The organism is Mesorhizobium sp. B2-7-3 (assembly GCF_006440715.1).
In the GTDB taxonomy this organism is placed as follows: Bacteria; Pseudomonadota; Alphaproteobacteria; order Rhizobiales; family Rhizobiaceae; genus Mesorhizobium; species Mesorhizobium australicum.
The window spans coordinates 141,455-159,398 of record NZ_VFTY01000008.1 but is presented as its reverse complement, the minus strand read 5'-3'; the positions used below and the strand labels follow the sequence as shown (position 1 = coordinate 159,398).

Genomic DNA, 17,944 nt, shown 5'->3' with positions numbered 1-17,944 from the left:
GCCGAGATGTTAGACGGCCGCTCGTAAGTGTCGGATTGGCCTTCCAGGTGAAAGCGACTGTGCGGCTCGCGCGATGCTTTGCGCGTCAATTCCATGGTGCCGATAAAGGTCCGCGATGGTGCCCGACTGGCCGAAATGCTCCACGCCCAGTGAACGGGTCTTGTGACCCTCGACGGATCCGAGCCAAGCAAGCGTGGCGGGATGGCCGTCAAGCACGGTGATGAGCCCACAATGTGAGGGGACGCTGGCAAGCAGTCGCTCAACAGGGCTTTGTGCATGGGCGACGCCGTGCTCCCTGGCGCGCTGCGCGGCCGTCCATCCCGCATTCAGGCGATCTGCAGACGTTACCGCCAAAAGGCCCACATCGCGGCGATCCTCTGCAATCAACCCAATCGCATCAATGGCTTCGGGTGCAACCGCTCCCGTATAGGCGATCACAATCTGGGCATTTGGCCCTGGCTTTCGCATCCAATAGCCTCCATTGAGGATGTCTTCAGCCAACGTCTGATCAATGACGCGTTTGGGTTGTTCAATCGGCCGAGTCGACAGTCTGAGATATACCGAGCCTCCAGTGGCATCCCTGAGCCAGGTCACGGGATCGGGCTGGGTGTCTCCATCGCGCTGGATGTAGTCAAACGAAAATCGCAGAATGGTTGCAAGCTCGTCGACGAAGGCTGGCTCAAAGCTGGCGAGCCCATCCTGAGCCATGCCGATAAGTGGAGTTGCTATCGATTGATGGGCGCCGCCTTCAGGCGCCAAACTGATCCCGGAAGGGGTGGCAACGACAATGAAGCGCGCATCTTGGTAGCAGGCGTAGTTCAGCGCATCGAGCCCACGTTCGATGAACGGGTCATAAAGGGTCCCTATCGGCAAAAGCCGCTCGCCAAATGTCGAATGGGAAAGCCCCAGAGCCGAGAGGTTTATAAACAAGTTCATCTCGGCGATGCCGAGTTCGATATGCTGGCCTTTGGGCGAGAATTGCCAGTTGAAGGTCGACGGGATCCGCTCCTTCTTGAATAGATCCGCCTTCTCTTCCCGGGCAAAGAGCCCCCGACGATTGACCCATGCGCCGAGATTGGTTGAGACGGTGACGTCCGGCGACGTTGTGACGATCCGTCTCGCCAGATCAGTCTCCGTCTTGGCGACCTCGTGGATGAGAATTCCGAAGCCGTGCTGTGTGGAGACAGGAGATTGCACCTCTATGGCAAACGCCTCAGGGACAGCGATTTTCGGTGCCCGGTGGCGGCCACGGCGCCGGGCATTGAATGGAGCTTCCTTGAGGAAAGCAGCCAGCTCAGCGGCAGGCAGCTGAAGACCTTCAAACAATTCCCATTCGCAGCCCGGCCGAATCCGAAGACGAGCGCGCAGGTCTTCGGTCTGCGCGGTGGTCATCAAACCTGCATGATTGTCCTTGTGGCCCGCCAGCGGCAGGCCGAATCCCTTGATCGTGTAGGCGAGAAAGCAGATCGGCCGGTCATGCTTGCGGGCCTCTTCGAAGGTCCTCAACAACAGGGGCAGATCATGACCGCCAAGGTTTGTCATTAAGCACGCAAGGTCTTCGTCCGAACGCTTTTCAATCAACCGGGAGATTTGACCCTGGTCACCGATCTCATCGAGCAGGCGTCTGCGCCACGCTGCCCCACCTTGATAAGCCAGAGCCGAATAGAGCTGGTTGGGACAATTGTCGATCCAGGCGCGTAAAGCCTCGCCCCCAGGCTCCTCGAAGGCTTGCTCGAGCAGGGAGCCGTATTTGAGGATTACCACCTCCCAGCCGAAATCGCGAAACAGAGAGACGAAGCGCTCCCACAAGCCCTCCCTTACGACCGCGTCCAAGCTTTGGCGATTATAATCAACGATCCACCACGTGTTGCGCAGACCGTGTTTCCAACCCTCGAGAAGAGCCTCAAAAATGTTACCCTCATCCATCTCGGCGTCGCCAATAAGCGCGACCATGCGGCCTTCCGGACGGTCGTTGGCCATGCCTTTTGCTCGAAGGTAATCCTGCACCAATGAGGAAAACAGGGTTTGCGCGACGCCCAGTCCGACAGACCCGGTCGAGAAGTCGACATCGTCCGTATCCTTCGTCCGTGATGGATAGGACTGCGCACCTCCATAAGCGCGGAAGGATTCCAGTTTCGACCGTGTCTGGTTGCCGAAGAGATACTGGATGGCGTGAAAGACCGGACTTGCATGCGGTTTCACCGCGACCCTGTCTTCTGGATGCAAGACCGCGAAGTATAGCGCAGTCATGAGCGTGGTGAGCGATGCTGACGAGGCCTGATGCCCTCCAACTTTGAGCCCGTCGTCATTCGGCCGAAGGTTGTTGGCGTTGTGGACCATCCATGTGGAAAGCCACAGTACCTTGCTTTCGAGTTCCTTGAGGCACGCGAGTTGAGGATCGTTCATTTTATAACTCCACCGAGAGGAGGGAGGATAGGAAAATCCAGCGGGCGATTGCGGCTAAAAGCGCGATAAGCTAGAGCCGCTTCGGCCGGACTCAGCTAATTTTTATGCAGGAAACAAAAACCTATGCCAAAAGATGTGATTGACGATATCGATCGCAGATTGCTGGCTGCACTTCAGTCGGATGCTCACGCGACAACGGAAGATCTCAGCGAGATCGCCGGGCTCTCTCCATCGCCTTGCGCGCGCCGAGTGCGGATGCTCGAAAAATCAGGCGTGATCAGATTCTACGTGGCAATCGTTGATCAGGTGAAGGTTGGATTGCCCGTTAGCGCCTTTGCTTCCGTCAAGCTTGAGCGACAACGGGAGGAAGAGCTCGATGGTTTTTCGAGCGCGGTCCGTCGTTGGCCGGAAGTCGTCGAATGTTATTTGATGACCGGAAAAATGGATTTCTTGCTGCGTGTCGTCGTCAAGGATCTAGAGGCATATGAAACCTTCCTGAAGCAGAAACTCACCAGGCTCGACGGCGTGGCCTCGATCGAATCCAGCTTTGCGTTGGGCCAGGTGAAGCATGCTCACGGGTTGCCGATCGGCGTCTGACAGCCGGCCTGTAAATCTCGCGGGCGACCAGGGCACGGTAAGCCTATGGTGCCAGATAGCGAACGAATCCTATCGGGCTACGATATTGACGACGTTGATGCCGGCGCCGTTTCGTATTTGCGCTATTGCTAATATTAGTTCATGATCCTTCTGCCGGGGGGGATCGCCGGCATGGCCCGGTTGGGGACCTTCAAGCCCAAATCAACCCCTCGGTAGCCGGGCCGCTCATCATCAATTGGTTGACGAAGGCCGCCGCACAGGCCCGGTGGTATTCCAATGGATGAACTCGGTTCCTTCCCTGTCGATTCCCGCATAGACTTTAACAGTCCCTCATGCGGGGTCCGCAAGGGCTCAATCTGGAATTCCCAAGTCTGCGTTTTGCTTCGAAGGGCCACTTCCATAAGCGTGGTCCAGCAGGGCAAGCAGTTTGCGGGCCGAGTCATTGCAACAGGAATAGTGAACTATGTTGTCACGGTCGCGGCGGACGCGGACCAAGCCGAGTGCGCGTAACTTGGCCATGTGCTGTGACAGTGCCGACGAGCTAAGCCCCAGTTGCTCTCGAAGCGCCTCAGCCGGCAATTCGCGGTCGAGCACGAGGTGCATGATCAACAGGCGTCGAGCATTGGCCATCGCCGTCACAAATCTTGCAGCCTCTTTAGCTTTAGTCCCAATTTGTTTCACGCGCCCCCGTCGGCGGGCGCCCGTCTTTGAGCCCTGTAGCCACGCCATAGGGGTCCGTCGGGGAGCGCGCGGCGGCCTTCCTGAACGCTGTTTCATCGCGGTACGCGTAAGGGCTGGACGCCTTGCCCATGAAATGCTGGTCGATGTTCCCCTACCCACTGGCGTGCCATTGGGGCGAAGGGGACAAGGAAGTCTAGGTTCACGATCGTTCTACATTGGCTTGCATTGGCAGATTGCGCACGCGATCTTCCAGATCGCGCTGCTTTTCTTCGTTCGAGGCCAGCCGGTTGAAGGCATGTTCGGCAAGCATGGACCCGACGGATATGATCAGGAGCGGCGCGGTCCACGTCCAGCAGGAATGCAAGGCGAAACACGCCAAGCCGGCGACAGCGGCCGAAACCGCAAAGATCGCGAACCGGATCATCTGGGCCATCGTTACTCCCTGTCCAATTAGCATGATCGAGGATTAATGCAGCAAGGGGCTGCATTAGCAATGATTAAAGCAAGCTGGAAGGCCGCAGGAGCGTCATCTCAGTCGCCGAGCTGACACAAAAGCTTTTCACTGACGCCAAAAAGGTCGGCATCAGCAGCACTGAGATCGAGGTAGATACTGGCAGCCCTCACTTGGCAGTCGGGCACGACTTACAGGCGGCGGCCAGCTCAACTCTCTATATGGTTGAATCTAAACGACAATATTCCGTTCCATAATGTATGTTATGCCGCAAATAGTTCTAGCAGCTATTTAGTAATGCGACAGTTGCCCCAGTTAGAGATGCGACACTTCCCGCTTCCGAGGCTGGTCAACATGAAGCTGGAAAGGAAGGCTAGCGACTTCACAGAGCCTGGCGTGAGGGCGGGCTTATTGCGGGAGCCGTCATGCTTTGGTCACCTTGTCGCAAAAAGAGCTGCATCGTCTCGAAGCCATCCAGAAGATCCGCGACCGACGGCTGAGCGTCGTACATGCAGCGGAGCTCCTTCACCTCAGCCGGAGTCAGGTTCACCGGCTGTTGCAGGCCTATGACCAGGACGGCGCCGGCGGGCTGGCGTCCAAGAAGCGCGGTCGGCCGAGCAATCGACGCCATGATGAGGATTTCCGCAGCACCACATTGGATCTGGTAAGCGATCGCTACCGGGACTTCGGCCCGACGCTCGCCCGAGAGAAGCTGCTTGAATGGCACCAGATTGCCGTCAGCACCGAGACACTACGCAAATGGATGACGGAAGCCGGAATCTGGACTTCACGCCGTGAGCGGAAGCGCCAACTGCATCAGCCGCGCGGTCGGCGTGACTGTCTGGGCGAGGCTCGTGCAGATCGATGGCTCTCACCATTGGTGGTTCGAGAGCCGCGGCCCCAAATGCGCCTTGCTCGTCTATATCGCGACGCGATCAGCCGAGGCATTAAGGGGGTTCCCGTGGGAGCATCTGTTATGCGCTTCCTTGGATAATTGCGTATATCCGACTTAGCAGATAAGTTCAGGATATTCGATCTAACACATATTTACAAAATATAGAAGCTGACGCATAATTCGAGCATGGTCCTCGCCCGTACCCCTGAGCAAATCGGAAATGCCATCCGCCGCGCTCGCAAGCAGAAAGGCCTCAGCCAAGCCGCGCTTGGCGATCGTGCCGGTATGCGGCAGCCCTCCGTTTCCATTATTGAGAGCGGGAACCCAGCCGCCCGACTTGACAGCGTGCTGGCTTTGCTGGCAGCCCTCGACCTGGAGTTCCAAGTCGCGCCGCGTTCCAAGCGGTCCTCCTCTGAAATAGAAGACCTGCTCAGCTGATGGGTCGGCGGCCCCTTCACGTGCCGTTGCGGGTCTATCTGAACAACCGCCTTGTCGGCCAGCTCAGCAAAGAGTCCAGCGGCGCCGTTCGCTTCCGCTACGAGGATCACTGGCTTGCGCGGCGGGGCGCGTTTCCGGTCTCCCTCTCCCTGCCTTTGCGCGAAGATGCCTACCGGGGTGAACCCGTCAACGCCGTTTTCGAGAATCTGCTGCCTGACTCGGACGCGCTGCGCCGCCGTGTGGCCGAGAAAGTCGGCGCGCGGGGTATAGACGCCTACAGCCTGCTGGCGCGGATTGGCCGCGACTGCGTGGGCGCACTGCAATTCATTGCCGGAGACGATGACTTACCAGATATCGAAGCTATCAGCGGCGAAGCCGTCGATGACGGTGAGATTGAGAAACTCCTCAAGAACCTGGCACAGGCTCCGCTCGGCTTGAGCCGCGATGATGACTTCCGCATCTCTGTCGCCGGCGCTCAGGAGAAGACGGCCCTGCTCCGGCATGACGGACGGTGGCTCAAACCGCACGGCACCACCCCCACCACACACATCTTCAAGACGCAGATCGGCACGCTGCCTAACGGCATCGACCTCACCAACAGCGTCGAGAACGAGTTTTACTGCCTGGCGCTGGCCGAAGCGTTTGGCCTGCCCGTCAACACGGCGCGCATTGCCACCTTCGGCAAGACCAAGGCGCTGGCCATCGAACGCTTCGATCGACGCTGGACCGAGAGCGGACGCCTCATCCGCCTTCCACAGGAAGACTGCTGCCAAGCCCTCTCTGTGCCGCCGACCCTCAAGTACCAACACGAGGGCGGGCCAGGCATGGCGGCAATCCTCAATCTCCTCAAAGGCAGTGATACGCCGGCAGAAGACCAGAAGACCTTCCTCGCCGCCCAGATGTTGTTCTGGATCCTAGGCGCGACTGACGGCCACGCAAAGAATTTCAGCGTGTTTCTGGCGCCCGGTGGCGGCTACCAACTGACCCCGCTCTACGACATCCTAACCGCTCAGCCGAGCCTCGACTTGAACCAGATCACGCGCAAGCAGATGAAGCTGGCAATGGCAGTGGGAACGAACCGTAACTACCGGATAGACCAAATTCACCCGCGGCATTTCCTTCAGACCGCCACCGCGGTCAAACTGCCGGACAGCGTGGTGAATGGGGCCATGGCCCATATCGCAGAACGTGGCGAACGCGCCTTCACCCGGGTAACTGAACTCCTTCCTCGTGACTTTCCCGAAGCGATCCACGCCAGCGTCAGTGCCGCCGCCCTACCGCGGCTGAGGGCGTTTGAAGAGGCGGTGTCCTGAGTAGGACAAGAACCACCCCGGATGGATAACAAGTTAGCTCGTGCCGAAAGTTGACGGGCCCTGACTGCATGCATCGTCTTCCTGCCCGGTCGGATCGTCAGGCACGATCTCATCAAAAATCGCGGACCAATTCCGCTTTGCCTTGCCGCTGGATCTCTCGGATACCGTGGTGGTCAGTTGTTTCAGTTTTCGAGCTGCAGCAACAAAGCGCGCCTCTATCGCAGCTCCGGAGGGAGGCGTAGGCGGATGAGCTGTGCCGAATGCTGCAATGCGGCGATCTTCGGACGCGCCCGACTGGGAATAGGCGTCTGTGAGCGCGGGTATCGCAGCCCGCGGCAGCAGCTCCGTCGCTGGTACATCGGGGGTATTGGATCGCGAGAACCGCTCCATTGCCTTGAATGGAGAAGTCGCAAAAAAGCGCAACTTGTCTGCCAAAACAGGCGCCTGCCCTTCTACGAGGATGACCATCTTGTCGGCGGGCATTTGCCTGACCTCCTGAGGCATCATCAGATCGCGTTCGCGCACCTGTTCGACTTTGGTGCGGCGATGCAGCCCCATCAGTTCGATCGTTCTCGACTCCGTCCTGTAACGCACTGTCTTCTTGCCCAGTCCCCTTGAAACGCTCTCGGCCGTGACCTGGTCGTTTGCGCCAAGCACTAGCTGATATCCGCAATTGCCCATAAGCGAATGGCGGGCGGTTTCGCCGTAGATCTCATCCAAGTTTTTGAGGTCTTGGATGATGAAGGCCATTTTTATGTTGTAGCCGGCCACATAGGGCAGTTTGCTGGTGATCTCGGAGACTTTTCTCAGCTGCCGAAACTCGTCCAGCAGGAAGTAGATGGGCAGCGAATTCTGGTCCTGGGTGAGCAGCAGCGTGTCCAGCGACTGTTGGACAAAAAGCGATAGCAGCGGTTTCAGCATCGCCACGTCGGTGATGTTGGGCGCCAGGTATATCGAGATCGGTCGATGCTTCAGCGCACGAAGATCCATGTCGGTGACCTCGGTGGCTGCGACCACGCGCTCGTTGCGAAAGGGACGCAGGGCCTTCTGCACGTCGAGCAGCGCGGACGCAGCGGCGCGCTCCGACAGCGCGATATAGGCGTTGAAGCTTTCGAGCGTAAAGCGCGACAGGTTCGGCTCCTTTTCTTTGATGAGGCTCATCAGGGCCTGCAGATCGACGCCGCTGTTGAAGAATGAAATCACCTCGCCAAGATTGCGGCGGCCGCGATAGGAGTCGCTCTCGTTCACGTAGCTGATAGCCCCAGCCAGCACCAGCTGCGCGGTGGCCTGCCAGATCGCGTTCTCGGAATCGGCACTCTCGGGGACGAGAATGCTTGCTATGTTCAGAATGTCCGTTGTGCGATCGCCCCGGTCGGGCCTGATGAAGTCGAGCGGATTGTAACGATGTGTTCTTTCGCTGCCCGGCGCGAACAGGAAGACCTGGTTTCCGGTTGCCTTGCGATACCCGGCCGTTGAGCGGAAGATTTCGCCTTTCAGGTCGGTAACGATCATCGACCCTTGATGAGTGAGTGCGTTCGGGATGACGTAGGAGGTCCCCTTGCCCGAGCGCGTCGGACCGATGACCAGGTGATGGCGCTCGTCTTGGACGCGAAGGACATGGCGCCCGTAACGCCCCAGAATGTGTCCGTGGCGCCGGAACCATCTGCCATGCCGCAGCGAGGTCGTATTTTGGAAACGAGCATTGCCAAGCGGTTCGGAAGCACGCTTCAAACCGAGAGAGGCGATCGCACCGGCGATGAGGACCGACACGGCGGCTGCCCCCAGACTGGTCCGCTGCAACACGGCGTTGTCAGGGTAACGGGCAAGCTGCTGGAGCGCTGCGAACGGATTGGTTGTCGCGGTGACCTGCAAGATGCGGCCGTCGCCATACAACAACTGTAGCACCACCCCGTAGGCGAGCAGCCAGACGACAAAACCAATCGCGAGGCAGAAAACGAGATAGGCGATGCGGAACGTGCCGGTCATGATCGATCCATTCTTGAGAAATAGATCTCCGACACGCCACGACGTCCGCCCTCGCGCCTCAGCTGGACAACGATCGGAATGACGCTGCGAATGTAGGAAATAAGGTCGGCTTTCGAGTAAGCTGCCGACAGACCCGATTGCATCACCATCATGGCGAGCTGCTCATAGGCGCCGCGAGGCGTGTCGGCGTGGACTGTCGACATCGAGCCTGGATGGCCCGTGTTGACCGCACGCAGGAACGAGAACGCCTCACCTCCTCTCACTTCGCCCACGAACAGCCGGTCCGGGCGCATGCGCAAAGAGGCCTCGAGCAGGTTCTGGATCGTCACACTCGCCGTGCCTTGGTCGCCTTTGGATGAAAGCAGGTGCACGGTGTTGCGCTGGGGAGGAAACAGCTCGCGAGTATCTTCCAGCGTGATCAGGCGTTCGCCCTCGTGGACGGCCTTGAGGCAGGCGTTCATGAATGTGGTCTTGCCGCTTGAGGTGCCACCACTGATTAGCATGGAGACGCGGCTGAAAATGGCGCTACGGACAAAGCCATAGGCGTCGTCCCTCCGCAAAAGCTCCGTCAAGCCGCGATCGGCATCGTTCATGCCGCTGATGGCAACGGATACCTTATTGAAGGCGCCAGCGTCGCGATAATCCTCAAGCGTGAACTCGCCAACGACTTGCTTTCGGATCGAAACCGCGCCCCCCTCGGGCGCTGCCGGCGGCAGCACGAATTGTATGCGCTCCCCAGTTGGAAGGGCTGCGCTGAGGATCGGGTTTGCGGGACCAATGAACTGATTGGTGGCGGCCGCGACCCGTTCGCCCATATGGACGATTTCGGAGGCTGTCAGCTTTGGAATGTGATGGTATTCCATGTGACCGGCACCAAGGCGCTCGACATAGACATGGCCAGGTTTGTTGATCGAGATCTCGACAATCTGTGGATCTGTCAGCAGCGGCCTGAGCGGTTCGAGAGACCGGTGAAGGAAATAGTGCCGGTCATTGTTGCCAGGCTCGATCGAAACCGCGCTCATGACGAATTTCCTCCAATGCCTCTGAAACCGGATCGTCGTAGACAGCGGAAAAGTCGAGGTCCTGGCGCACGAAGACGAAGATCCGCTCGCCTTGCGGCACGCTGATCGTCGGCGGGATTTTCAGGCTCTCGCCAAGCGCCTGGTTGGCCATGTCCGAGAACGTCTGAGCAATCGTCGAGCGTGCGTTATCCTCAGCGCGCCTTGCCTCGTCGCTGCCTGTCGCGGTCTGGCTGCCGTAGCCGGTCAGGTAACTGGCGCCGCCGCCGACGATCGAAAGCAGGATGGCCGCGCCGAAGCGCTCCCGAAACTTGGTGTCGACCCGGCCGGTAAGCCCGGAGCGGCCAAGACTGTCGGCGCCGATCGAGTTCAAGCGGACGCTGACACCGTCATCGCGAAGCAATCGTGTCCAGATCACGAAGATGCGCTTCTGGCCGCGGGTGATTTCGGACTGGTATTCACCGATCAGCCGCGTGCCTGTCGGGATCAGTACACGACGGCCGTCGAATGAATAGACGTCCTCGGCGACGATGGCGCGGATCTGGCCGGGAAGGTCGCTGACAACCGCGGTCTCGAGAATGCCGGGAAGGAGCGTGCCTTCCGCAATCAGTGCATCGACCCGGGCGATCTTCCTGGCCCGTGCCGAGCGATCGCCGATGTTGGCCGCTGCAGCGAGAAACTTGCTGTTACGGTCTTCGCCGGCAACGGAGCGCGGTTGCGCATCGCCGGCCGAGGCGCCTTGCTCGTCGCTGGTCGCCCCCTTTTCGTCGAAGACGATCATCTTGGAACGAAAGCGTTTGGGAAACTCATCGCCTGGGGCTGCCGGGGCGTCGGGAGCGGATAGAGGCGCTGCGGGCGGTGGCACATCGAAAGGCGTGACATTGGGACTCGGCACTGGCGGCGGTGGTGGCGGTGGCGGTAATTCCATCACTTCGGGCGCGGTGGGCTTCGCCGGCTGTTCTCGCTCACGCATGAACGAAGGCGGCCGAAAACTGGTGGTCGAGAACTCCTCGTCACCGGCTGGCACGTGGCCTTGCAACGGTTGACGCCCAGCCAAGGTAAAATAGCCCGCCACAAGCCCCAACAGGATCAGGACGGCACCACCGGCAAGCTGCTTGCGACGTACGGACCCGTCCGCAACAGCGGGGTCGTCATTGCCGGCCAAAGCCTCCAGTTCGGGACTTCGCTGGATCAATTTCCGCTCCTCCTGCGGACCGTTGCCATGTCGTCTCGCACTGGCGCCAGCGCGTCGGCATCGGGCGCGCCGAAATCGGGCTTTCGAAGATTGAAGATGCACAGCCACTGATTGCCGTCGCGCAACGTGTATTGGGCGGCGACACCGTCGACGACGATGTACTCGCCTTCCTTGCGGAAGTTCCTCAGCGTCTCCGAGAAATCGGAATTGACGGCGAAGATCGCCGCGGCACGCCGGCCGAAACGGAAGAAAGTCTTTGTGCGTCATCGAACACTAACGCCGGCTTCAGACCCGCATCGCCGGAAAATGAATAGTCGATGTTGACATTGGCCTTGTCGATCGCGGCGATGTTGGGCCAGGCCGCGCGCTGCTCAGCTTCGCTCCTCAGCGCCGCGTCGCGGTCCTTCTCCGGATAAGCGAAACGAATGCCGAACACCTGTCGGCCTCCTGCGGGAGCACTATCCTTCAGCTCCAGAAAGTAAATGCGCCTGCTGGTCACGACGTTCATGTTCGTCGTCACGTTCCTGGCGATCGGCTTGACGAAAAGGATGTTGCCCTGCTCAGCAGGAACGACCTGCCAACTTTCGCTGTCGCCGAGCGATATGGTCTGAAATTTCTCCTCCTCGTCGAAGACGATCATCGTCGATACGCCATAGCTTGCATGCACTTGGACGACGTTGTTCTCCTGATAGGTGACGCTGGTGATGCGCGCGTCCAGGCGACCGGCCTTCGGCGTCTGCGCGCCGAAGGCCACAGCGGTGAACTCGAAGAGGATCAGATAAGCGACCACGACCAGACCGCGTGCCATCATTCGGAACCGCCCGGTGTCACCGTTTCCTGGTCGCGGCGGTAGCTGTAGACCTGGAAGCCGAGCGGATTTTCGAAGCGCCATTCGTTCTTGAGCGGGCTCTCGGTGTAGCGGAATCTCACCACCGAGATCCAATGCCTGTGAATGGCTTCCGTCTCGCTCTTTTCTGTGGTCGAGAAGCGCACGATCGCCGTACTGGCGTTTGGGAAGGTGACGGACTTGATATCGACAAGCACCCGCTTCAGCCGGCCATAGATCTTCGCCGGATTTTGCGCGTTGGCGGCGCTGAACTGCATCTGCAGGTCGCGGGCCGCCTCGTCGGTCGACAAAAGCGCCGCGATCCCGAAATATTCGTCGATGGCAAAAGGATCATATCCCTCGCGGTTGCGGATGTAGCGAACGACATTGGCCTGGGTGACAGCCTCCTGACCGGTGAGATCAGAGGTCCTCGTCAATCCCGACTTGACCTCGATATAGCCGGTGTTCCTGTCGACCTCGACCACATAGGGCTCGAAGCTCTTCAGCGGCACCATCAGCACCAGCGCCAACAGGGCAAGGGCCGCGATCGAGGCAAATAGCAGCGTGAAAAACCAGGCGATGCGGCTGGAGCGCATGGCGCGCTTGAAGATCTCGTGCTCCCAGACGTCACCGTCCTGGAAGTAGGATCTCAGCTTTTCGTCGAGGGGTTCTGCCATTGGACGTTGCGGAGCGTTGGAGGACAATTCTGTTGCGTTTTGGTGTTACCGCGTCTGTGCATTGGCGGTGATGGCGCGCTGCATGGCCTCGCGCGACGGCGTTTGAGGGCTGCGCAATCGGGCCTGCACACGATTGATAGCGGCCTGCATCTGTGTGGCCGAGCCGGCAACAGCGGCGCGCCCCGAAAGGACGCCGCGGCCGGTAAGGGCTCGCGAACGCTGACCAACCGGCATCGCGAGCCCGCCGACAATGCCTTGCGCCAGCGACTGGATCTGCAAGAGAACGAAACTGCCGGCCAGGCACAACATCACGAAGGCTGCAAGGTCGCTGAGCTTCAGCTCGCGATTGCCCGAGATCTGGTTGATCTTGGTCAGTTCCGGCGCCATCGCCGCGATCAGGAAGGCGGCGATCACGTAGACGAACAACGGGATCAGTGCGTAGAGCAGCGACTGGTTCAACCATCCCATCGCGTAGTTGCGCGTCACATCAAAGAACATGCAGGCGATGAAGATCGGCGCGGTGCCAAGCAGAACCCACAGGATCACCTTGGCCAGGACCAGGATGCCCAGCGCCACGGAGACGAACAGCCCGGCAAAGGCCATGATGATCATGCCGATCAAGGCCGGCAGCACGGAGAAATAGCCGGCCTGCTCGGCAAATGTGGACGCTGCCAGATTGGCGGTCTGCCAGATCTCCGAGAGGCCGTTGCTGGGTTCCGTCACCCCTGTGCCCGATGCGGCCAGTATTGCCCGCCCCGCCGCCTCCGGGACTTTTGTGATCCAGGCATAGACGAGAGCCTGGAAGTGCGACCAGGTGCTGACCAGAACGAGGATCACCATGACGCGGGCGACGCGGCCCACGATCTCGGCAGCGCTGAGCCTCGACGTTCCCAGCACCAATTGCACTCCGTAGAAGAGCACGACCAGGATGAACAGCAGCCGAAGCAGTGGCTCGATGTCCCTGCTCAGAACCTCGAACGCACGCTCGGAGAAATTCTCGCCCGAAGCATCGATGCGCTGCAGCAGTTCGCCGATGAAATTATCCACGTCAGCCCTATTCCGTTCGAGAGGGAAAATCGCCGCCGATCATTGCCCATGCCGCCGCTCTGTCGGGGTTGACCGGCCGCATCGGCCCGCACTCAAGGTGGGTGGCTTGTGCCGCGTAGCTCATCACGGCGGCCGGCCGTTTGCAGGGCGCGGATTTTTCCTTGGGCGTGGCGCACCCGGCAAGCAGCAGCGCCACGACGCTAAGCGCGATCGGTTCGTGCCGGCCTCGTGTCATTCGTAGGTCAGCGCCTTCTTGGTGTTTGAAATATCAGTCAACCTGCGCTGGTTCTCCGCCTGCAGCGCCTGGACGGCACCGTTCATGACGCCGATCATCTCGTTCAGGGTCAGTCCGGTCTGCACCTGCAATTGTGTGTTCTGGTCAATCGAGCCTTTTATGTCCTGAGCCTGGCCGATCCCCTGCCCGGCTCGCTCAAGCGCGGCACGCCGCGTTGCGACAGCCTGTCGCGAGCCAGTGATCAGAGCCGACACGCCGAGCACCGTCTTGACCATCTCCTCGTACGATTTGTCGCTCGCCAGAGAACTTTGCTGTTTGCCAGAAAGCGATTTCACCAGTTGCATGCCGTTGATGAAGGTCGTCGCGGCCTTGGCGATCTCCGGACCCATGGAGCCAAAATCCGGAACGCCATTTTGAAGCACGCTGTCGAAGGAAGGCACCGAGGAGACGCTGAAACCATTGCCGATCGCCAAGTCCTTGAGCGAGCCGACGTCGCTGCCGCGGTTGCCGGTAACTGCCTGCAGGGTCTTTTCGACGGTGGTCAGAATATCCCTGTTGGTGTCCAGGATTCTCGCGGCCTTGTCGGCGGTGTCCTTGGCGACGGCATAGTTCGTCCTGTCGATCACCGGAATGTCGGCTTTGGCCGAGGTGACCATCACGGTCGCGGCGACCAGCACAAGAGCACGTTTCATTGGAGACCTCCTTGTTGCGGGTTGAAGAACAGCTCGACCTCTTGCTCGAGCTCGTGGACGCAGGCTTGCGCTTGCCGGCTCCAGACCAGACCGACGCGCGCATCGCAAAATCCGCCTGTCGGCGGCTGGTCGTCGGGCTTCGGACGGCCACCCGAACGGCTGGCGCCTGAAAGGTCGCTCAGCGTCACCGCGTTGCTCGAGTTGACCAGGTCTGCGAAACTGGCGCCCAGTTGGATCAGCCGGTTGAGCATTTCGACATTGGCGTTGCGGGCGCCTGAATTCTTGTCCCAGCTGTCTTGAACCGTGCCGGTGGCAGCCGAGCCGAATTGCTCAAACCAGGACGCCACATCGTTTGAGCCGTCGCCGACCGCACTGGTCAGTCCCATGGCGTCCAGCGTTGCGGTACGCATGCCCTGGAAGGCGGCACCCGTTCCGCCATAGTTCAATGGAATGCCCGACTTGTCCGAGCCGCCAAAGGCCGGCAGCCACTTTTGCGTTATCGCCGCGACATAGCCCTGCGTTTCTCTGAAGGGCGGGATGCCGCCGTACTTTTCGACGCTGCCGGCACCTGCATTGTATGCGGCCAGTGCAAGCGAGGCGTTTCCGTTGAAGCGTTCGAGCTGCTGCTTAAAGTAACGCGCGCCGCCACGCAGATTCTGCTCGACGCTGTTTGCGTCAACGCCAAGCTCCGCCGCCGTTCCCGGCATCAGCTGCGCCAGCCCGATGGCGCCAGCGCTCGATCTTGCACAGGGGTTAAACCTGCTCTCCTGGTAGACCAGGGCCAGAAACTGGTTCTCGTCGACGCCCTCCTCGCGGGCCACCCGCCGGACGAGGCCGGCGATGGTTGGGTTGACGTTGGCGGCGGCAACCGGATCGTCCTTGCGGCCCGGCCGATACATCGCGCATGTGATGCTTTGATCGACGCTGTAGCGATCGCGATCGGCCTTCTCGATTGCCGTGACATTGCCGTTGCGGTCCTTTCGCCTTTCGAGCACCGAGCCGTCGATGGTCACCACATCGGCTGCCGAGGGCGAGGCAAGAAGCAGCAAAAGCAGGGGGAGACGCCGGATCATGTCGATTGCCTCCAACCGCAGAATTCCGCCAGCCAGAGTGCCGGATCATCACCCAGTCGCGCCCGCAGGGCTGCGCATGCCTCGATCGTTTCCTTGCGGCCCGACAGCACTTTGAGGATGTCAGGCATGGTCGAGAGATCAAGTCGGGCAATGACGGAATCGTTGCCGTGCTTGATCAGGAACGTCCGCCGCTCCGGTGGCGTGTTCCTGACAAAGGCGAACTCCTTGGCCGTCAGCCCGAAGCGGCCGACATAGCTCTCCTCATCGGCGCGCGGATTTGGAAAGTGCAGGTTGGTGGAGGACTGCTCGATGAGGGTGTGCGATTGTGGTGCCTTGGCGATGTCGGCCGCCGACTGCGTGCCGAACCCGACGATCCCGTTCAGCTTGCGGATCGTCTTCATCTTGTCGACGATATAGCCGGAGAAGGTCTTGTCCTGCAGAAGCTTCCAGCCCTCGTCCATGAAGATCAGGACGGGATTGCCGGTGAGCAGCTCATCGAGGCGGTGGTAAAGGTACATCAGTGCAGGCGTGCGCACCTCGGCATTGTCCAACACATGCGTCATATCGAAACCGAAGATGCGGCTGCCGGAGAAGGACAGGACATCGCGCGGCGCATTGAACAACCAGGCCCTCTCCCCCTCGAACCATGGCCTGAGGCGTGATTGGAGGTCGTTGGCGTCGGAGCGCGATCGCCCCATCAGCAGAGCCGAGAGGTTGGCGAAGGTGCGCTGCTGCGCCGGCACCTGGCAAATGCGCGCGATCGCGCCTTCCAGCGTATGCTCTTCCTCCTGCGAGAAGCCGCGGCCGTCGGCGGGTTGCAGCATCGCCTTGACCAGCCGCAGCAGGAATTCGCGGTTGGCCGGCGTATTGTCCATCTGCAGCGGATTGAAGCCGGTGGCGACGCCGGGCTCCAGCACTTCATAGGTTCCACCGACGGCGCGAATGAAGATCTCGGCGCCGCGATCCTTGTCGAAGAAGACCGCACGCGGCTCTGGCGAGATGCGAAGCGCCTGCGCGAGCAGGAAGCTCAGCACCACGGTCTTGCCGGATCCGGTCGGCCCGGTGACCAGGAAGTGGCCGATGTCGCGCTGGTGGAAGTTGAACCAGTAGGGTGTCTGCGAGGTCGTCTCAAGCAGCGCGACCGGCAAGCCCCAGTGATTTCCCGTGGCCGTGCCGGTGGCGAAATTGTGCATCGACGAAAAGCCGGCGAAATTCGCGCTCGACAGCATGGAAGAACGGGCGATGTAGCTGTGGTTGCCTGGCAGCTGCGCCCAGAATGAGGCCTCCATATTGAGGTCTTCGCGCAGCCAGTTGATGTTCATGTCGGTGAGGCAGGCGCCGAGTTCCGAGACGGATTTGTCGACGCCGGCAAGGTCGTGCGCCAGACACAGGAGGCTGAAATGATGATAGCCGAACACGGCCTCCTGGTTGACGAGGCTGTTGAAGGCAAAATCGATGTCGGTCTCGACCGTGCTGCCGGCTTCGTCGGACGCCTGGATCTGCCGCTGCAATCTTGCGATCCGTTCTTGCGCGATCGGCTTGTCGGCGATGGTGAAAGATTGCGTCAGGATGAATTCGTGATTGAGCTGCAGCAGCCCGTCCAGCATGCCCGGTCCTGAAAAAGGCGGGTATTCCTTGATCGAGAGCATGGCGCCGAAGCGGTGGTCAGCCGTCGTCGGACCCTGCGCCTGCAGCGTCCTTTTGGAAAAGTGCAGCCGCGAGGTGCCGATATAGTTGCGGATCGCCATGCGCGGCAGCCGCATGGGGGCAGACGTCCCGCAGGTCAGAAGCGTGTTGAAGAACCCGCACGGCTCCGAATAGGGCTGGCCGTCGCGGTAGACGATGCCAAGCGGCCGGGCTCCATATTTCTGCAGGTCGCGTGCGACAGTGGAGACAATTTCCTCCAACTCGTTGATGCGCTCGAGCACCTGCTGTTTCTGGCTGTCCCTGTCACGCGTCCGGCTGAACACGGCAGAAAGGCTATCGGCTACGCCCAGCGCACCACGCATGCGGGAGCGAACGATGGTGAGGTACAGCTCGTTTGTGAACATGCGGCGCTGCTTGAGCTCGGCCATGTAGCGTGTGTTGAGGAGAGCGCAGAACGGATCCGAGAAAGAACCGCCGATCTCTGGAATGACTTGCCTGCGAATGACGGTCGACCACAGCGAAAACCTGCTCGAGCCTAGGGCCCGGATCATGGTGTTCTGCACGCTGGCCCGCATGTTGAGTTCGGCCTGGTCCTCGGTCTGGAAGAACAAGCCATCGAGCTTGATGACGCTGAGCAGCGCCCCGCTTTCTAGACCGATCACCGTGTTGGCGAGGTGGCGCATGTAGGGCACGTGCATGGCCATTGGTCTGTCGCGGCGCCGTTGGCGTCCGAAGCCCAGTTCTTCGGCGACAATGTTGAGCATGA

General features: G+C 60.2%; 15 protein-coding genes and 2 pseudogenes. 4 read left to right on the top strand and 13 right to left on the bottom strand.

Going from position 1 to position 17,944, the window contains the following annotated elements; translation table 11 throughout:
- Positions 1-9 precede the first annotated feature (9 nt).
- Positions 10-2,406, bottom strand: a complete 2,397-nt coding sequence (locus tag FJW04_RS19325; RefSeq protein WP_140716075.1) for a 1-deoxy-D-xylulose-5-phosphate synthase N-terminal domain-containing protein — start codon at positions 2,404-2,406, stop codon at positions 10-12.
- 123 nt (positions 2,407-2,529) lie between these two features.
- Here FJW04_RS19325 and FJW04_RS19320 point away from each other — a divergent pair, with 123 nt between their 5' ends.
- Entirely contained in the window at positions 2,530-3,003 is a 474-nt protein-coding gene (locus tag FJW04_RS19320; RefSeq protein WP_140716073.1) for an Lrp/AsnC family transcriptional regulator, read from the top strand.
- 351 nt (positions 3,004-3,354) lie between these two features.
- Here FJW04_RS19320 and FJW04_RS19315 read toward each other — a convergent pair whose 3' ends face one another.
- Positions 3,355-3,633: an ArsR family transcriptional regulator gene (locus FJW04_RS19315; protein ID WP_263492612.1), complete on the bottom strand. Its 279-nt coding sequence runs from the start codon at positions 3,631-3,633 to the stop codon at positions 3,355-3,357.
- 250 nt (positions 3,634-3,883) lie between these two features.
- Positions 3,884-4,117, bottom strand: a complete 234-nt coding sequence (locus tag FJW04_RS19310) for a hypothetical protein (protein ID WP_140620412.1) — start codon at positions 4,115-4,117, stop codon at positions 3,884-3,886.
- 448 nt (positions 4,118-4,565) lie between these two features.
- On the opposite strand from FJW04_RS19310, the pseudogene FJW04_RS19300 reads away from it, so the two are divergent.
- From FJW04_RS19300 to FJW04_RS19290, 3 genes and pseudogenes are all read left to right on the top strand, one after another.
- Positions 4,566-5,061 (top strand): annotated as a pseudogene (locus tag FJW04_RS19300) (helix-turn-helix domain-containing protein); the annotation flags it as partial.
- 155 nt (positions 5,062-5,216) lie between these two features.
- On the top strand, positions 5,217-5,468 hold the full coding sequence (locus tag FJW04_RS19295; RefSeq protein WP_140620410.1) for a helix-turn-helix domain-containing protein: 252 nt from the start codon (positions 5,217-5,219) through the stop codon (positions 5,466-5,468).
- A complete protein-coding gene (locus FJW04_RS19290; protein ID WP_140716069.1) occupies positions 5,468-6,781 on the top strand; it encodes a type II toxin-antitoxin system HipA family toxin in 1,314 nt (437 codons plus the stop codon). The genes FJW04_RS19295 and FJW04_RS19290 overlap by 1 nt, the downstream gene beginning before the upstream one ends.
- A 33-nt stretch (positions 6,782-6,814) precedes the next feature.
- Here FJW04_RS19290 and FJW04_RS19285 read toward each other — a convergent pair whose 3' ends face one another.
- The 10 genes and pseudogenes from FJW04_RS19285 to FJW04_RS19240 all read right to left on the bottom strand — a co-directional run bounded on the left by FJW04_RS19285 (position 6,815) and on the right by FJW04_RS19240 (position 17,942).
- Entirely contained in the window at positions 6,815-8,767 is a 1,953-nt protein-coding gene (locus tag FJW04_RS19285; protein WP_140716067.1) for a type IV secretory system conjugative DNA transfer family protein, read from the bottom strand.
- Positions 8,764-9,789: a P-type DNA transfer ATPase VirB11 gene (virB11, locus tag FJW04_RS19280; RefSeq protein ID WP_140716065.1), complete on the bottom strand. Its 1,026-nt coding sequence runs from the start codon at positions 9,787-9,789 to the stop codon at positions 8,764-8,766. Before virB11 ends, FJW04_RS19285 begins: the two co-directional genes overlap by 4 nt.
- On the bottom strand, positions 9,755-10,978 hold the full coding sequence (virB10, locus tag FJW04_RS19275; RefSeq protein WP_140716192.1) for a type IV secretion system protein VirB10: 1,224 nt from the start codon (positions 10,976-10,978) through the stop codon (positions 9,755-9,757). Before virB10 ends, virB11 begins: the two co-directional genes overlap by 35 nt.
- A pseudogene (locus tag FJW04_RS19270) lies at positions 10,978-11,789 on the bottom strand (TrbG/VirB9 family P-type conjugative transfer protein). The gene virB10 and the pseudogene FJW04_RS19270 overlap by 1 nt, the downstream one beginning before the upstream one ends.
- Positions 11,789-12,484, bottom strand: coding sequence for a type IV secretion system protein (locus tag FJW04_RS19265; RefSeq protein WP_140620403.1), 696 nt, complete (start codon positions 12,482-12,484; stop codon positions 11,789-11,791). Before FJW04_RS19265 ends, FJW04_RS19270 begins: the two are co-directional and overlap by 1 nt.
- Positions 12,485-12,529: 45 nt before the next feature.
- Positions 12,530-13,531 (bottom strand): type IV secretion system protein, encoded by a 1,002-nt coding sequence (locus FJW04_RS19260; RefSeq protein WP_140716063.1) that lies wholly within the window; start codon positions 13,529-13,531, stop codon positions 12,530-12,532.
- Between the two features lie 7 nt (positions 13,532-13,538).
- The gene (locus tag FJW04_RS19255) at positions 13,539-13,766 is read right to left on the bottom strand and encodes a hypothetical protein (protein WP_140620399.1); all 228 of its coding nucleotides are present in this window, start codon (positions 13,764-13,766) and stop codon (positions 13,539-13,541) included.
- The gene (locus FJW04_RS19250) at positions 13,763-14,458 is read right to left on the bottom strand and encodes a type IV secretion system protein (RefSeq protein ID WP_140620397.1); all 696 of its coding nucleotides are present in this window, start codon (positions 14,456-14,458) and stop codon (positions 13,763-13,765) included. Before FJW04_RS19250 ends, FJW04_RS19255 begins: the two co-directional genes overlap by 4 nt.
- A complete protein-coding gene (locus FJW04_RS19245) occupies positions 14,455-15,531 on the bottom strand; it encodes a lytic transglycosylase domain-containing protein (protein WP_140620395.1) in 1,077 nt (358 codons plus the stop codon). Before FJW04_RS19245 ends, FJW04_RS19250 begins: the two co-directional genes overlap by 4 nt.
- Positions 15,528-17,942 carry a VirB4 family type IV secretion system protein gene (locus tag FJW04_RS19240; RefSeq protein WP_140716061.1) on the bottom strand — a complete coding sequence of 805 codons (2,415 nt, stop codon included), beginning with the start codon at positions 17,940-17,942 and terminating at the stop codon, positions 15,528-15,530. Before FJW04_RS19240 ends, FJW04_RS19245 begins: the two co-directional genes overlap by 4 nt.
- Positions 17,943-17,944: the final 2 nt, after the last annotated feature.

Excerpts from the sequence above, each read along its gene's own strand:
- FJW04_RS19255 (WP_140620399.1), bottom strand. The coding sequence starts at position 13,766 with ATGACACGAGGCCGGCACGAACCGATCGCGCTTAGCGTCGTGGCGCTG.
- FJW04_RS19290 (WP_140716069.1), top strand. The coding sequence starts at position 5,468 with ATGGGTCGGCGGCCCCTTCACGTGCCGTTGCGGGTCTATCTGAACAAC.
- FJW04_RS19310 (WP_140620412.1), bottom strand. The coding sequence starts at position 4,117 with ATGGCCCAGATGATCCGGTTCGCGATCTTTGCGGTTTCGGCCGCTGTC.
- FJW04_RS19285 (WP_140716067.1), bottom strand. The coding sequence starts at position 8,767 with ATGACCGGCACGTTCCGCATCGCCTATCTCGTTTTCTGCCTCGCGATT.
- FJW04_RS19240 (WP_140716061.1), bottom strand. The coding sequence starts at position 17,942 with ATGCTCAACATTGTCGCCGAAGAACTGGGCTTCGGACGCCAACGGCGC.
- FJW04_RS19265 (WP_140620403.1), bottom strand. The coding sequence starts at position 12,484 with ATGGCAGAACCCCTCGACGAAAAGCTGAGATCCTACTTCCAGGACGGT.
- FJW04_RS19320 (WP_140716073.1), top strand. The coding sequence starts at position 2,530 with ATGCCAAAAGATGTGATTGACGATATCGATCGCAGATTGCTGGCTGCA.
- FJW04_RS19325 (WP_140716075.1), bottom strand. The coding sequence starts at position 2,406 with ATGAACGATCCTCAACTCGCGTGCCTCAAGGAACTCGAAAGCAAGGTA.
- FJW04_RS19315 (WP_263492612.1), bottom strand. The coding sequence starts at position 3,633 with ATGGCCAATGCTCGACGCCTGTTGATCATGCACCTCGTGCTCGACCGC.
- FJW04_RS19245 (WP_140620395.1), bottom strand. The coding sequence starts at position 15,531 with ATGATCCGGCGTCTCCCCCTGCTTTTGCTGCTTCTTGCCTCGCCCTCG.
- FJW04_RS19250 (WP_140620397.1), bottom strand. The coding sequence starts at position 14,458 with ATGAAACGTGCTCTTGTGCTGGTCGCCGCGACCGTGATGGTCACCTCG.
- virB11 (WP_140716065.1), bottom strand. The coding sequence starts at position 9,789 with ATGAGCGCGGTTTCGATCGAGCCTGGCAACAATGACCGGCACTATTTC.
- FJW04_RS19295 (WP_140620410.1), top strand. The coding sequence starts at position 5,217 with ATGGTCCTCGCCCGTACCCCTGAGCAAATCGGAAATGCCATCCGCCGC.